Source organism: Haloferax litoreum (assembly GCF_009674605.1).
In the GTDB taxonomy this organism is placed as follows: domain Archaea; phylum Halobacteriota; class Halobacteria; order Halobacteriales; family Haloferacaceae; genus Haloferax; species Haloferax litoreum.
This window is the reverse complement of sequence record NZ_WKJO01000001.1, coordinates 2968272-2982643: the sequence shown is the minus strand read 5'-3', so window position 1 is coordinate 2982643 and position 14372 is coordinate 2968272. Positions and strand designations below refer to the sequence as shown.

Below are 14372 nucleotides of genomic sequence, written 5' to 3'. Positions count from 1 at the left end.
TGTTCACACACCACAGGGCATATTTGCTGTAATATTTGTTAAATGTAGTCGGCCGTTCGGCTCTCGATACAGCGGATAGGCGTGAGAACTGAATGGCCCGGTGCGATTAGCGTCCGGTCATCACGTTCGTACTCCCGCACTCGGGACACTGCGTCATCGTCCCGAGGGAGGCTTCGACTCGGTCCCACTCGTCTCCACCCGAGACAGCCGAGTATCCACAGCGCAGACACCGAGAGGTCGGCTGCGATGAACTGCTTGCCATGGTACTGTGTCTCTCACGATTCCTCATAGTCGTTACTCCGGTCGCTGTCCGGTCTCTCAGACGACTCCAACGTGGGTCGGTTCCTCTCTCTACGACCGTTCGGTTTCTGCGGACTTCACGAATAGCCCCGTTCAGAAAAGTTACTCGCGGAGCAGTCTGGGCCGGTGGTACTACCCTCGAATCAGTTCGGCGGCCTTCTCGCCGATTGCAATCGACGGCGCATTGGTGTTGCCACTCGTGATTTTCGGCATGATAGAGGCGTCTGCGACGCGCAGACCTTCGACACCTCGGACCCGGAGTTGCGGGTCGACGACGGCCATCTCGTCGGTTCCCATCTTACACGTTCCCGTGGGATGGTAGATGGTGTGGGCCGTCTCCCGGATGTGCTCCTCGATTTCTGCGTCGGTCTGGACGTCTTCGCCCGGCCAGCGTTCGTCGCCCCGAATGTCCGCGAAGGCATCGGCCTGTGCGATTTCGCGGGCACGCTTGATTCCCTCTCTGAGAACCGCGAGGTCAGGCTCAGCGGTGAGGTACTGTGGGTCGATGACCGGCGGTTCAGTCGGGTCGGACGAGGCGAGTTCGACGAAGCCCACGCTTTCTGGCCGGACCTGTGTCGACCCAATCGAGTAGCCGAGGCCCTCCGGATTCGAAAACCCGTGGTTCATGTAGTACACTGGGCAGTAGTGGAACTGGAGGTCCGGGGCGGGTTCGTCGTCGTCGACGTAGAGGTACCCGCCGGCCTCACCGATATTCGACGTTGGGGCCGGCGGTTGGTCGTCAGTCCGGTCGTAGACGACGAAGGTAAACAGGTGGTCCTGGAGGTTCTGGCCGACGCCGGGAACGTCGACGACGACGTCGATACCGTGTTCTTCGAGGTGGTCTGCGGGACCAATCCCGGAGAGCATCAGCAGTTGCGGGGAATTGTACGCCCCGCCGGAGACGACGATTTCTTCGGTCGCATCTGCGGTGTGTTCGTCTCCGTCTCGGGTGTAGTCGACGCCGACAGCGCGCGTGCCATCGAAGCGAATCTTCGTCACGAGCGCCTTCGTTTCGACAGTGAGGTTTTCGCGTTCGAGGACCGGTTTGATGTACGCTGCTGCGCTACTGAAGCGCTCGCCATCTCGCTGCGTGACGTGGTACAATCCAGCACCGACCTGCGTCTCGCCGTTGAAATCGGGATTGTGTTCGAGTCCACACTCTCGTGCCGCTTCGATGAACGTCTCGGAACTCGGGTGTGGGTCCACGAGGTCGGCGACGTTTAGCAACCCCTCTGTCCCGTGAAATTCGTCTTGTCCGGTTCCTTCGAACCGTTCGGCCCGTTTGAACACCTCCAGCATCTCGTCGAACGACCATCCCTCGTTGCCCAGCGCTGCCCAGTTATCGTAGTCCCACGGATTCCCCCGATTGTATATCTGGGCGTTCATCGAACTCGTCCCGCCGAGGGTCTTACCTCTCGGCTGGTAGAGTCGGCGCTCGTTCAACTCGGCCTGCGGTTCCGTGTAGTACTCCCAGTCGGCCTCGGACTTGAACAGCGTCGGGAACATCACCGGAGTGTATATCGATTCTCGGTGGTCTTCGTCTGGGGCACCCGCTTCGAGCAGAAGGACATCGACGTCTGAATCCTCAGACAGCCGATTTGCGACCGCACACCCTGCCGACCCGGCACCCACCACTATGTAGTCGTATTCTGACATTTGTAGCCGGTTACTGTACCACTGGCAGCCACATAAATTGTACACGTACTATAATCATATACGAGATTCGTGGGTTGGCCACCGACTTCCAGAGACGACGACTGCAAAGGGACCACGAAACGCAGCAGATGGGTGTGTGCTGGCGGGGAGTCTCGCGAGTGACGTGAGTGCAACGTCGACGGGACTCCTCCTCGTGGGTGAGACGGCCTCTCCTCACGACGCTTCCTGATTCGATTTCTCTGGGCGGCATTTACGACGTACAGAACGAGAGAGTCGACTCTCACTCGGAGTTTTGGTTCGTCAGAGAAATGCACCGGCTGGGAATCGAACCCAGATAATTGGCTTGGAAGGCCAATGTCTTACCATTAGACCACCGGTGCGAACTCGCTGTACTCGTTCGCACCGAGCCTCGACCTCACTTCGTTCGGCCGAGACACCGGTGCTCCCGATGCAGCGTCTATTCCTCCATTCTCGACGCCACAATAAGGATGTTACCTTTTCGGTCAGGCGGTGCTGTTGTCCGATTTTCCGGCGTCTTCGGGCTTCTCAGAGTCTGCTTCGACCGTTTTTGAGACCTCGCCGTCGAACTCGAATTCGAGTTCCGTCTCGGCATCGCCGTGGGTGACGTTCACCGACAGGTCAGTCGTGAGCGGAATCTCCACGTCGAGCGTTCCGTTGGCGTCAGTCGTTCCCACGACTTCGTCGTTGACAGTGACCGTGGCGTTCTCGACGGCGCTCCCGTTCTGCGTCACCACGAGCGTCACGTGCTCGCCGGGCGTCACGTTGCCGTCGATGGTGACGTTCAGTTCGGTTTCAGCCTCTGCTTCGGCTTCGGCCTCAGTTTCGTGTTCTGCTCCTTCGTCGTCTGCATCCTCGTCTTCAGCCTCGTCGTCAGAGTTCTCGTCCGGTTCGTCGACGTTCTTGATTGGGACGTTCGTTCCAGACTCGCTGATGACCGGTTTGAGGATGTACTTCCCGCTCTTTCCGGCTTCGAACGCGGTGATGTCGAAGACGAAGTCAACGTCTTCGTCGCTCGCCACGGTGAAGTCGGAGGTGATGTGGAGTTTGTTGCTCGGGAGTTTGATGTTCACCTGTTCACCGGTTTCGAGCGTCCCGTTCACCTCGCTCACCTCGATGTACACTGCGTTGTAGTCGCCCTTTGGCAGGTCGTACGAGTCGACGAGCGTCGCGTTCTCGCCTTTCAGTTCGGTCAAGTCGACGGTGACGTTGTCGACTTCGTAGGTCACTTTCCCGTTGGATTCGGCATCGACGTCAGCGTCTGCATCTCCTTCGCTTTCCGTCTCGTTTTCGGCCGCCGCGTCGACAGTCGCGGTGGCGTTGACTGCCGTCGTGTCGTTCGAGACGTTCACCGATGCGTTTGCTTCGACGGACTCGTTGTCCACGGATTCGTCTTCCGACGCGTCGTCGTCTTCAGACTCGGTTCCCGCGTCCTCACCGCCTTCCGCGCGCACGAACGTCACCTGTTCGATGGTGACGTTGAGGTGCTCGAAGTCGCCGATTGCGTTCTCTTCGTCACTCACGTAGAAGTTCACCGTGCCCGTCTCGCCGGCGTCTGCACTGCCGGACGAAGTCGTCTCACTCGCACCGCTCGACTGCGGGGACTCGGTCAGCGTTCCCGCACCGCCAGCACACCCGGCCAAGACGACCAGGAGTGCGACCAAGACAGTCGCGATTCCAGTACGTTTCATCGTGCCAGACCATACTGTCTGGGAGAACTTGAGATGGGTGTTTACTGAACTCCGATTACCCCCGATTTTCGCCGAATTTCGGGCTTAGTCGTCCGCGTGCGACTCGTTGAACTGTTTGGCTTTGTCGAGGAGTGCCGGCGAGATACCGGGTACGTCGTCGTCGGCAACTGCACCCTCGGCACGTATCTCTTCGAGACTCTTCGGGAACTCACGGAGGTCCATGTGGATGGCGATGCCTGCCTTCGCACCTTTCCCCATGGCGACTGGAATCTGGTTGTGGCCGGGGGTGATGTCACCGACTGCGAAGACGCCCTCGACGTTCGTCCGGCCGTGGTCGTCAACCGGGACGGTCCCGTCGTCGTCGACTTCCACGTCGAGGTGTTCGAAGAGCGTCGTGTTGTACTCCGACCCGTACATCGCGAAGCCACCTTTGTACTCGCGGACGGTTCCGTCTTCGAACTCGAAACTCTCTAACCACCCGTCGTCGCGTTTGTTCATCCCCGAAATCTCGGCCTCGACGATGTCGACGGGGTGGGCGCGGACGAGTTCGTCCGTCTCGTCGGACCACTCGGGTTCCTCACCGCGAAGGAGGATATCGACTTCGTCGGTGAAGTTGAGCATAATCATCGCGACGTAGGCCGCAGACGTGGAGTGGCCCATGACGTAGACAGACTCGTCGACGAACATGTAGGCGTCACAGTGGAGACAGTAGTGGAGGCCTTTTCCGGTGCGCGGAAGCGGCGGGTCGGGGCGTTTGTCGTTGAACCCGACGCCGAGGACGACGCGGTCGGCGATGAACTCGCCGTCGTTCGCGGCGAGACGGAATCGGCCGTCGTCGAGTTGCTCGGCCTCGGTCACGAAGTCACGGAAGATGTCCGTGCCGTAGTCTTCGAGTTGCTGACGCGCCGTCGCGAGGAACTCGTTGCCCGACTGGTCTTCGGTGATACCGATGACGTTGTGGGTGTCGAGCATCATCGCGGCGCGGCCACCGCCGCGGTCCACGAGTGCGGTGTCGTGCCCCAGTCGCGTCGTGTAGAGTGCGGTCTGCAACCCTGCCGGGCCGCCGCCTACGACGACCACCTCGTACTCCTGTCGTTCGTCGGTCTTGGTCATACACGTCGATACGTCTGACTGGCCTTAAGCCCACATCACCTGTGCGAGGACAGTATCCAGCCGCGAAATGTCACGCCGTGTCACACTCCTGCCGCAGAGCGTTCCGGTTCGTCACACGCCGCTGACGATAGCGTAGCAGTTCCCACTCGAAATCTCCGATTCAACGACTGTGAGCGAACTTTCGGCGAGGTCGGCGTCGAATTCGTCGGGCGAGTAGATGTGGTAGAACCGCGGCACTGTCTCGCCACCGGGGAGCGTCCAATCGACCGTCGTGTCGAACCCCTCCTCTCTGTCGAAGGTGTCGTGTGCCGTACTCCACGCACTGACGACGGCGCGACCATCAGACGCGAGGACGCGAGCGAGTTCGTCGAGGCTCGCGACGCGCGACTCGCGAGGAGTGAGGTGGTGGAGCGTCGCCACGTAGACGGCGAGGTCGAAGGCGTCGTCGACGAACGGAAGTCTGGATGCGTCGCCCTGTACGAGTCCAGCGTCGAACCCTCGGTCCGTCGCTCTGGTCGTTGCCTCGTCCAGCAGGCCACGACTCACGTCTAATCCGACGACGTCGTCGGCGTGTCCCGAGAGGAGTTCGACGTGTCGGCCGTTGCCGCACCCGAGGTCGAGAGCGCGCGTGGCGGGCCCGTCGGCCGTCGCGTCCGTGACGAACGATTCGACTTCCGGCCACGGATACTCGCGTGTGGACGCGAAGTGTGACGCGATGCGGTCGTAGGTTTCGCGGACCGCGGTTCGAGGGTCGTCCATGTCGGCCCGTGGCGGTGCCGCGACAAAGACTCCACGGGTCGCGTCGGTCACGACACGGGTCGTCACCGACCCCCCGACGCCAGCAGCAACCTCTCAGATAAACGAGAACAGGGCGTAGGTGATGAGCAGGAGGACGCCCGCGTGTTTGATGCCGTCGGCGACTTCGCCTTCTCCCAGTTGGCCTGCAATGAGGCCAGAGCAGACGCCCTGTATCACAGAGAGGTGGTAGAACAGCACCGAGTAGGCCTGCGTGTCCACGTCGCGCAGGCCAGAGAACGTCCCGGAGGTGACGCCTGCGACGCCTCCGGACCCGACCGCCGCCTGGGACGTCGCCTGTTCGACCGCCGGGATGAACGAGACGGTCAGGGCGACGACGATGCCGAGGAACACGAAGAAGGAGATGTAGATGACGATGAGGTACGTCAGCATCTCCTGAGTTCGTTCTCGGGCCAGTCGGCGACTGTCCTGCGCCTCGTTTGCCGCGATTCTGAGAACCGGCGCGATGTCGCCGCTCGCACTCATCGCGTTGGTGATGAGCGTGACCGACCGCGAGACCATCGGACTCGTCGTGCGGCGGTCCATCCGGCGGAGCGCCGTCTGTGCGTCGGCCCCCCAGTCGATGTCGCGGCAGGTTCGCTCGACTTCGTCACCGAGTGGGCCGAGGTCGGACGAGGACACGCGTCGAAGGCTCTGAACGATAGTGAGGCCCGCTTCGTTGACGCTCGCGAGTCTGTCCAGAAAGTCGGGCATGCCCTGTTCGATGGCCCGAACCCGGCGCTTCCGCGCCTCGTAGACGAAGGCGATGGCGAACAGCGAGACGATACCCGCCTCGACGACGTGTTGGTCGACGGCGGCGACCACGTCGAGTATCATCTTGGTGGTTGCCGACGTCTCCGGGAGTGCAACAGTCGGAATCGGCGGTGGCGACGACAGGAGTCGTTCGAGCGAGATGTCGGGCGGCGACGACTGAAGGGCGACCCAGAGAATTCCGAGCGGAATCGTGATGACGAGCGTCGCAAACGGGTTCCGCCCGAGTTGACTGATGGGTTGGTCGACCCACCGGCGAAGCCAGGCGAACCGGTCGTACGCGGCGAGTCGTTCGCGGTTCGCCTGCCACCGGTCTGCGACTTCTCCACCGTCTGTCGCAGGCCGCGTGCCAGACTCCGTTCGTCCCTCGATTGCCCGAATCGAGTCGCCCGCCGTCTGTACGTCGTCGTCGACGACGACGCTTCCCCGAAGCGAGCGAGTGATGCTGTCGATGTAGACGACGAAGCCGAAACTGGCGAGCGGAATCGCGACGTACCCGAGCAGACGGATGACGAACAGTGTATCCGCGAGGACGAGGCCGATGACGACGAGAACCGTGATGAAGAACAACGGTCCCGCGACGAGCACGGTGACGTACACCTCGGCGAGCGTCGAGAGGAGTTCGAGGTACTGTTGCTGCTGGGCCTCTGCTTCCTCCTGAAACCGCTCGTACTGTTCGCGGAGGAACGACGAGAGGTTTCGACCGCTTCCGAGGACGCTCGCGAGGTTCGCCGTGAACTCTTCGAGGTTCGGACTCGGCGTCCGCGTCGCCATCGACTTTAGCGCGGTGAGGACGTCCGTCCCGAACGCGTCCATGTCGCGGACGGCGACGCCAACTTCTCGGGCCGCCTCACCGTAGACTGCCTCGTTGCGAGCGAGTGTCTGGAGCACCTTCGGGAACGGCATCCCGGACCGTGAGAGAGCGAAGGTAAACGCCACTGTCCGCGGGAGTGTCGCCTCGATTTCCGCAGAGCGCGTGTCCGCACGCTCGACGAGGTAGTACCAGCGAATCCAGTAGACGCCGACGGCGAGCACCGTCCCGATGGTCGCACTCGAAAACAGGAGGATGAAGAACAACTGACCGAGCGAGAGGGCCTCGATGCCCGCGAGGCCACCGAGGAACTGGAGTGCAGCGGGGAGCGTCGATTGCACCGTCTTTGACGAGACGGCGAGCGTTTCGAGGAGTGCGGCGGCGACGTAGACGCCGAAGATGCTCCCTGCGACGCCGAAGACTCCGGCCATGAGCAAGGTCCGCGAGGCGTACACACGATGAGTGACACCGACGTGCGCCGCGCGGAGTCGGTGGCGTTGCTCTCTGCGCCGTGGGTTCTCGTTGGCGACGTAGAAGCCGAAGATTGGGAGTGCGACCTGCGAGACCACCAAGTCAGCGCGCCTGCTCACCGGCGACAGCACCACGGGAAGCGTGATGGCGATGGCGACGAGGAGGGGGAGATAGTGCAGGCCGAACTCCATGTCAGGGCCTCGTTCCTGCGTCGACGATGTTTTCGTCGGCCTCGACGCGGGCCATCACGTCGTCGGCGTCTGCGTAGTATTCGTTGATGAGTGCGGTGAACCGGCGGTAGTCGGAGACGCCCTTGTCGAGGAGGTATCGGAGGAACTGCTCACGTTGCCGAAGTTCCCGACGGAGTTCGGTCCGCGACCATCCGTTCTCGCGTTGAATCTGGTCGAGCAACGAACTGTCGCTCTGGCTGAACGTGTCGTCTTCGGGGTCCCACGAGAAGGCGGCGGAGTAGTCGAGTTCGCCGGTTCGCTGGTCGATGTCGCCAATCTCGCCAATCGTCTGTGACCGACGGACGCGTTCGCCGTCGTGCCGTGTGAGCGTCTGCACACACAGCAAGTCGAGCGATTGGACCATCGCACGCGGGACGTTGATGGGTTCGTTCTCCAGTCGGTTGATGACCGTCTCGATGCTGTCGGCGTGCATCGTCGAGAACGTCGTGTGACCCGTGTTCATCGCCTGGAAGAGTGTCACCGCTTCCTCGCCGCGGACTTCGCCGACGATGATGTACTCCGGACGGTGGCGAAGCGCGGACCGCAAGAGGTCGTACATCGTGATGTCCGTGCCTTCGTGGAGGCGTTCACGGGTGACAGACGACAGCCAGTTGTCGTGGTACAGCGCGAGTTCGCGAGTGTCCTCTATCGAGAGCACTTTCGCCCGCGGTGGGACGAACATCGAGACGGCGTTCATCGAGGTGGTCTTCCCGGAGGCCGTCCCGCCGGCGAAGATGAGGCTCTTGTTGTGCTCGATACAGAGCCACAGGTACGCCATCTCTTCGATGGAGAACGTCCCGTACTCCACGAGGTCGATGGGCGTGAATGGCTCTTCAGCGTACATCCGGACGGTGAATGCCGACCCGCGCGGCGTCACCTCTTCACCGAGTGCCAACTCGGCGCGCGCACCGTTGGGGAGCGTCGTTCCGAGGACGGGGTCACCGACGCTGATGTGCTGGCCGGAGCGCTGTGCGAGGCGGATGACGTAGTTGTCGAGTTCCTCGCTCTCGAAGGAGATGTTCGTCACGATGTCGGTGTACTCGTCGTGATAGACGAACAGCGGGAGGTTGTACCCGTCACAGGAGATGTCCTCGATGTGCGGGTCGTGCATCAACGGGTCGAGCGGTCCGTACCCGTGGAAGTCGCGCCGGAGGTAGTACAGCAGGGTGTGAAACGAGTCCATCCCCAGTTCGAGACCGTACTGTTCGAGGAGTGTCGCGAGTTCGTTCGTGAGGGCGTCCTCGCGCGTCGGGTCGATGTCGCGATTGTACAACAACGGGTCGCGGATGTCGGTACGAACGCGCTCGAGGAGCGACGCCTCGAACTCGTCGAGGTTCGGTTCGACGACGTGGTAGTGGTGTGCAGTCGCGTTCGTATCGAAGGTGACGACGACGTACGCGAACGGCGCGTTCACCCAGTATCGCTCGCGTTCTTCGTGCCCCTCTGGAATGTCGTACGTCCCGAGTGGCGTGTCCTCTGGGATGAGTGGACGGACGTTCAGGCTCGACCCGCGAAGCATCTCTGCGGTTCGCCGCAAGATTCGTCTCGTCTCGTCGGCGGCGATGTCGAAGTCACCATCGCGGAGGAGTCGGAAGACGCCTCTGCCGCCCGCAGCGTCGATTGTCGGCCTCGTATCTCTCGTGCTATCTCGTGGCATCGTCACCCGGTTCAGTTGGTCGGGTGGTATGAGAGGTCACTACTTAAATGGTCCGCGCGCCCGACACTCAGGAACGTTCGACAGTCAACAGGACGCCGGCGAAGACGAGTGCGATGACGACGCCGACAGGGAGCGGAATGCCCGGTATTCCACGCGTTGCGAGCAGATACGACGACGCTCCGAACGAGAGGCCGACGACTCCGAGGAGGCCGCCGAGGAGTCGGACAGGGTCGACTGGCCCCGCCTCGACGCGTTCTTCACGTAGATAGTACGCGAACGAAAAGAGGAGTGCGAGCGCCAACGCCGCCGCACCGACGACCCACACCTGATAGGCGATTTCGACGGTCTGTCCCGACTGGAGCGACAGCGCAGACAACGGATTACGGACAGCAACGCGTTGGGACAGCCCCCACGCGTACTGAATTTCGAGGAAGGGAAACCTGACGAACAAGAAACTGACGCCGGCGATGCTCGACGAGTACGTGATGTTCCACGGGAGAAGTGCGCAGAGCCACGTCGAAACGACTGCCAGTGCGCCTGCGTGTTCAGACCGGACCCAGACCATGCGACATTCGCCACGGTGCGTCGGGTAAAAACTACCGACCTGTCCGACCACCGAGTCGGAGTTCCGGTGCGATTGTGCGTCTGACACGTGGGAGAGAGTGGGCGTCACGTTAATAGGTCGCGCAATAATACTACACCGTACGGAATGCGGCGTGATTACTTTGAACTCGACGTTCGCGATGTCGATTGGTACGAGGAAGACGACACTCCTCGCCAACCGACGGTCTCTATCGACTTTTATGGCCCACCCGAGGAACTCCGGGAGCGATTCTCCGCACCCGGCGGCGACGTCCTCGCGTCGGGGGACTTAGACGTATCTTTGCGCCTCCAGGGTCCAATCACCGAGACGGACACACGAGGTGTCGTCAGTGTGACTGACCGCCTGACCGGTGACTACGTCCTCGAACTCAACGCCGACGCGGAAGACGTGCTGTACTTCATCGGCGCGGCGCGGGAGTACGGCCGAAATTCGGACGACAAAGACGGCCACTATCGTGTCGACGTCGCCATCGAAGGCGAACACTTCGCCACGTTCGAGAAGTCGATGTTTCTCGTCTACGACGTAGACGGCAGTCTACTCCGTGGCCGGAGTCTCATCCCGTCTGGCGTCGAACTCTGAATCGGCGAACGGGATGCTCATACACGTTCGTGTACGATTTCGGGACGAACCACGTCTTCTTTATCTGACGACGCCTCAAGAGATACCGTGAGGAACGTAACCGACCGCACGAGCAACCCGTTCGGCATGCGACCGTCGTGTGACCGGTTCGTCCCGGGATACGGCGACGCCAACGCTGATTTTCACGTCATCGGTGACCACCCCGGTATCCACGGTGGGGCCGAAACCGGCGTCCCGTTCACCAACGAAGCAGGCAAGCGACTCCAGGCAGCACTCGTCGATGCAGGCCTCTTGGGGACGACGGGCGACGAACCGACCGTGAACTCGACGTTCGTGTCGTATCTGCACATGTGTGTCCCAGACGGGACACCGACGGCCGCAGACTACACCGACATGGAGCGATTCTTCGACGCAGAACTCCGCGCAATCGCCGCCCACGTTCTGCTCCCTGTGGGCGCAGTCGCGACGGACCACGTCTTGAACAACTACACGTCTGTCGGATGGAAGACCGATATCGACATGGAAGCACTCCACGGACAGGAGATTCGCGGGAGTGGATTCCTCGTCGTTCCTATCAAGGACCCTCTCGAGTGGGACGACGATGACCACGACGAACTCGTCGCTGGCTTGACGACACTCCAGTCGACGGACTTCCGCCGTGAATCCGACCTCGGGCGGTTCATCCCCGGTGACGACCCGTATCTCGTCAGATAACCGTCTTCTCTCTCGTTTTCTCTCCTATTCTACCGTCGTCGTTCGATTCTCTGAATTCTTCACGATTCTGCCGGCCGTTCGTCCAGTAAGAACCATGAAGGTTCCCAAATGTTCACTTTCTACAGCTAAATGCATCACATAAGAGCATATTTATCCAGTGGTTCTGTATGGCGCGGCCCTAATTGGCGAGAACAAAGGATTTTTTACAACAAGAACCATACGTGGTGTTGACGCGCGTGGTTCGATTCATTTCCGCCGGGCGCGTCAGGCAACTGTGAGATTGGTGCTCCTCGCAGTGGCTTGGTCAGTCCGGGGACCTGCGCTCGGCCGCGGTCCCCGCTCTTTACTCCTACAAGAGCGACAGCTCGATACTCCCGTTACTCGTCGACACAGTGAGCGTCGGCCCTCCGTCACCCAGCGTCCCTGTGACTCGGGTTCGTGAGACGTCGCCACCAGTGAGCGAGAGTCCACTCGTGTCGATGGACCCAGTTGCCGTCTGGGCGACGAGTTCGGCGTCGAGGTCCCCTGCGAGGGCCGCCGCGACGGACCCGTTCGACGTTTCGATGCTCGTGTCGTCACGAATCGACCGAACGTCGACTTCGATAGACCCGTTCGTCGTTCGGACGCCGTCGAGTCCCGACACATCGAAGGCGGTGATGCTTCCGTTGCTGGTCGTCAACTCGGCGAAGCCATCGAGTCGCCGGACAGTGACGCTCCCGTTGCTCGTCCGCGCTTCGAGGTCACCCGTCGTCCCCTGTACGTCGATGGACCCGTTCGACGACGACGCGTGTGTCACCGGGAAGTCAGAGGGCACGCGAACCTCGATATCCACGACGACACGTCCGGAGTCTTCGTCACGGACGACTCGCGTGATTTCGAGGGTGTCGTCGCCGCCGATGTCGACTTGCACCGACCCGAGGGCATCGGTGAAGAAGGCGCGTTTGACGATGTGAACCTCTACCTCGTCTGCATTCCACGGTTGGACCCTGACGCTGCCGTTGACGTTCCGAACCTCCAACGACTCGTATCCACTCGGCTGGACGACCTGTGTCTCTTCTTCTCGCGTCTCGATGCTGGGTGCCGCGCACCCCGCGAGTGCTGCGAGTCCGAGCACACCACCGTGTTTGAGAACCGACCGTCTGGAGGGCGTGTTCATGTCTGTACAGACGAACGGCCCGGCTAAAAGTATTAGTCGAGTGAGACGTTCACACGCGGTCGGCGAGTCGCTTCAGCGCCCCGTACCCGTGCTCCAGTACGGGGTCGCCGTGTCCCATCGCAACCACGTCGACCGGTGGGCACCGTGCGGCGAACTCTCGGATACTTCGACGGTTCTCCGTGGCGTCGGCAGCGACCACCCACGGCATCGGTGCGAGTTTCTCACCGGATGCACGTACCATGTCACCTACGAAGGCGACACCGAGGCGTCCGTGAACGAATGCCGTGTGGCCCGGTGTGTGTCCCGGCGTTCGGTAGGCCACGAACCCGCCGACTTCGTCACCGTCTTCGACGACTTCGACGGGGTTCGTCGGTCGGTCGAAGAACGGGGCGGTGAGTCGTTGGAAGGCACCCTTGTGCGACCGGAGAGGCGGTTTCGACTGGCCTGTCAGGTGCGACGCGTCCGGTTCGGCGACGTGAATCGGCACGTCGTCTCGAAGGCCGAGTGTCGCGAGTGTGCCGACGTGGTCGAGGTCGTAGTGCGTCAGGAGGACACGGTCGATGTCGCCAGCGTCGAGTCCGGCGTCGGCGAGGCCGCCCAAGAGACGCCGCCGGTCCCACGGCATCCCGGCGTCGACGAGGACCACCTCGTCCCCGTCCTCGCGACTGCTGGCGCTGTCGACGACGAGGTACGCGTTCGCTCCACCGAGGCGAAATCGCCTGACTCGGCCACCGGAAGTAGTCATACTGACACGTTCGACTCCCGTGGCAATAATCGTGAGTACCTCGTGAGACGACTCGCCACGATGGCGTGGTCACCGAGTGGCGAAGAGATACCGCCCGGCGTCGAAGACGAACCCACCGGCACCGACCAACGGGCAGACGACGAGTCCGACGATATCGACGAGGAGTGGCCGAGCAACACCGATTGCTCCCGCGGCGAGGATGACCACGGGCACTGCTGCCGCCAGTGCGTAGAGCCACGTCGTCCACGAGTGACCGAACCGCGCGATGACGCCGAGGAGCGAGACGGCGAGCAGTACGGCAGTCCCCGGAAGGACGAGTGTCGTCGGGGCAGTCGAAACCGCGGTCTGTAACGCGGCAATACTCGGCGTCGTCAGAGGTGACACCGCGAGTAACGACGGCACAGGCGCGGCGGTATCGATGGATGCGATTGCTGTCACGAAGGGGGCACCCGCACCGACGAGGTACCATCCGAGACCACCAAAGTACGCGAGCAAGGTAACGAGGGAGATGGCCCATCCGTACCACAACGGGTTCGTCCCACTCTCCTGGTCTGTCGTCGACGACGCCGATTGTCCGCGTTCGCGTTCGAATCGATTCGACTTCCTCGACCCCCCAGTTCGAGAGGAATTACTCGTCGAACGAGTTCGACTGCTCCGCGACGACGACCGGTTCGAGCGACTCGTCGACGTAGACGACCGACTGGAAGCCCCTCGAGACGAACGCGTCCGCGAAGACGTACTCGACCCGTTGGACGACCCTGTCGATGTTCTGGCTGACGACCGGTTCGAGGACGTAGACCGCGAGGACGACGACGTTCGTCCCGACGAGCGCGAAGAAGACGACCCCGACGTAGACGACCGGGAAGATGACGACCGAGCGGAAGACGAACGCGAAGATGACGACCGAGACGAGCGTGATGAAGACGAGGTGGACCGCGACGTAGACGGGGTGGACCGCGACGAGGAAGACGACGAACTCGTCGACGTGCTTCCGTTGCCTGCCTGTCCGGGGAACTTGAACTTGGTCAGACCGTCGAGTCGCTTTTCCACGTAGGTGCTGT

14 protein-coding genes and 1 tRNA gene are annotated in these 14372 nt (G+C 61.7%); 3 read left to right on the top strand and 12 right to left on the bottom strand.

The window, feature by feature from the left end; translation table 11 throughout:
* Positions 1 to 106: 106 nt before the first annotated feature.
* The 9 genes from GJR96_RS18200 to GJR96_RS15380 form a co-directional block, all read right to left on the bottom strand.
* The gene (locus GJR96_RS18200) at positions 107 to 262 is read right to left on the bottom strand and encodes a hypothetical protein (protein ID WP_191965879.1); all 156 of its coding nucleotides are present in this window, start codon (positions 260 to 262) and stop codon (positions 107 to 109) included.
* Positions 263 to 432: 170 nt separating this feature from the next.
* Complete coding sequence (locus GJR96_RS15415; RefSeq protein WP_154326245.1) at positions 433 to 1956, bottom strand: GMC family oxidoreductase; 1524 nt, start codon at positions 1954 to 1956, stop codon at positions 433 to 435.
* A gap of 309 nt (positions 1957 to 2265) precedes the next feature.
* A tRNA-Gly gene (locus GJR96_RS15410) sits at positions 2266 to 2336 on the bottom strand.
* Between the two features lie 123 nt (positions 2337 to 2459).
* Positions 2460 to 3665 carry a DUF4382 domain-containing protein gene (locus tag GJR96_RS15405; RefSeq protein WP_225317747.1) on the bottom strand — a complete coding sequence of 402 codons (1206 nt, stop codon included), beginning with the start codon at positions 3663 to 3665 and terminating at the stop codon, positions 2460 to 2462.
* 84 nt (positions 3666 to 3749) lie between these two features.
* Complete coding sequence (locus GJR96_RS15400; protein WP_151163832.1) at positions 3750 to 4778, bottom strand: NAD(P)/FAD-dependent oxidoreductase; 1029 nt, start codon at positions 4776 to 4778, stop codon at positions 3750 to 3752.
* A 111-nt stretch (positions 4779 to 4889) separates the two neighbouring features.
* A complete protein-coding gene (locus GJR96_RS15395) occupies positions 4890 to 5537 on the bottom strand; it encodes a class I SAM-dependent methyltransferase (RefSeq protein ID WP_151163830.1) in 648 nt (215 codons plus the stop codon).
* 93 nt (positions 5538 to 5630) lie between these two features.
* Positions 5631 to 7817 (bottom strand): type II secretion system F family protein, encoded by a 2187-nt coding sequence (locus GJR96_RS15390; RefSeq protein ID WP_151163828.1) that lies wholly within the window; start codon positions 7815 to 7817, stop codon positions 5631 to 5633.
* Position 7818: 1 nt separating this feature from the next.
* Complete coding sequence (locus GJR96_RS15385; RefSeq protein WP_151163826.1) at positions 7819 to 9513, bottom strand: type II/IV secretion system ATPase subunit; 1695 nt, start codon at positions 9511 to 9513, stop codon at positions 7819 to 7821.
* A gap of 67 nt (positions 9514 to 9580) precedes the next feature.
* Positions 9581 to 10078, bottom strand: coding sequence for a DUF7549 family protein (locus GJR96_RS15380; protein ID WP_151163824.1), 498 nt, complete (start codon positions 10076 to 10078; stop codon positions 9581 to 9583).
* Positions 10079 to 10222: 144 nt separating this feature from the next.
* On the opposite strand from GJR96_RS15380, the gene GJR96_RS15375 reads away from it, so the two are divergent.
* Together GJR96_RS15375 and GJR96_RS15370 are read left to right on the top strand one after the other, a co-directional pair.
* Entirely contained in the window at positions 10223 to 10696 is a 474-nt protein-coding gene (locus GJR96_RS15375) for a DUF5793 family protein (protein WP_151163822.1), read from the top strand.
* A gap of 87 nt (positions 10697 to 10783) precedes the next feature.
* Positions 10784 to 11410, top strand: coding sequence for a uracil-DNA glycosylase family protein (locus GJR96_RS15370; RefSeq protein ID WP_191965878.1), 627 nt, complete (start codon positions 10784 to 10786; stop codon positions 11408 to 11410).
* Positions 11411 to 11759: 349 nt separating this feature from the next.
* On the opposite strand, the gene GJR96_RS15365 is transcribed toward GJR96_RS15370, so the two are convergent.
* The 3 genes from GJR96_RS15365 to GJR96_RS18555 form a co-directional block, all read right to left on the bottom strand.
* Entirely contained in the window at positions 11760 to 12566 is an 807-nt protein-coding gene (locus GJR96_RS15365; RefSeq protein WP_151163820.1) for a DUF4097 family beta strand repeat-containing protein, read from the bottom strand.
* A 49-nt stretch (positions 12567 to 12615) separates the two neighbouring features.
* Positions 12616 to 13311, bottom strand: a complete 696-nt coding sequence (locus tag GJR96_RS15360) for an MBL fold metallo-hydrolase (RefSeq protein WP_151163818.1) — start codon at positions 13309 to 13311, stop codon at positions 12616 to 12618.
* 69 nt (positions 13312 to 13380) lie between these two features.
* Positions 13381 to 13839: a molecular chaperone DnaJ gene (locus GJR96_RS18555; RefSeq protein ID WP_394349498.1), complete on the bottom strand. Its 459-nt coding sequence runs from the start codon at positions 13837 to 13839 to the stop codon at positions 13381 to 13383.
* On the opposite strand from GJR96_RS18555, the gene GJR96_RS18550 reads away from it, so the two are divergent.
* Positions 13820 to 14365, top strand: coding sequence for a hypothetical protein (locus GJR96_RS18550; protein WP_394349497.1), 546 nt, complete (start codon positions 13820 to 13822; stop codon positions 14363 to 14365). The genes GJR96_RS18555 and GJR96_RS18550 overlap by 20 nt on opposite strands.
* The last annotated feature ends 7 nt before the right edge of the window (positions 14366 to 14372 follow it).

Excerpts from the sequence above, each read along its gene's own strand:
- GJR96_RS18200 (WP_191965879.1), bottom strand. The coding sequence starts at position 262 with ATGGCAAGCAGTTCATCGCAGCCGACCTCTCGGTGTCTGCGCTGTGGA.
- GJR96_RS15415 (WP_154326245.1), bottom strand. The coding sequence starts at position 1,956 with ATGTCAGAATACGACTACATAGTGGTGGGTGCCGGGTCGGCAGGGTGT.
- GJR96_RS15405 (WP_225317747.1), bottom strand. The coding sequence starts at position 3,665 with ATGAAACGTACTGGAATCGCGACTGTCTTGGTCGCACTCCTGGTCGTC.
- GJR96_RS15400 (WP_151163832.1), bottom strand. The coding sequence starts at position 4,778 with ATGACCAAGACCGACGAACGACAGGAGTACGAGGTGGTCGTCGTAGGC.
- GJR96_RS15395 (WP_151163830.1), bottom strand. The coding sequence starts at position 5,537 with ATGGACGACCCTCGAACCGCGGTCCGCGAAACCTACGACCGCATCGCG.
- GJR96_RS15390 (WP_151163828.1), bottom strand. The coding sequence starts at position 7,817 with ATGGAGTTCGGCCTGCACTATCTCCCCCTCCTCGTCGCCATCGCCATC.
- GJR96_RS15385 (WP_151163826.1), bottom strand. The coding sequence starts at position 9,513 with ATGCCACGAGATAGCACGAGAGATACGAGGCCGACAATCGACGCTGCG.
- GJR96_RS15380 (WP_151163824.1), bottom strand. The coding sequence starts at position 10,078 with ATGGTCTGGGTCCGGTCTGAACACGCAGGCGCACTGGCAGTCGTTTCG.
- GJR96_RS15375 (WP_151163822.1), top strand. The coding sequence starts at position 10,223 with ATGCGGCGTGATTACTTTGAACTCGACGTTCGCGATGTCGATTGGTAC.
- GJR96_RS15365 (WP_151163820.1), bottom strand. The coding sequence starts at position 12,566 with ATGAACACGCCCTCCAGACGGTCGGTTCTCAAACACGGTGGTGTGCTC.
- GJR96_RS15360 (WP_151163818.1), bottom strand. The coding sequence starts at position 13,311 with ATGACTACTTCCGGTGGCCGAGTCAGGCGATTTCGCCTCGGTGGAGCG.
- GJR96_RS18550 (WP_394349497.1), top strand. The coding sequence starts at position 13,820 with ATGGCCCATCCGTACCACAACGGGTTCGTCCCACTCTCCTGGTCTGTC.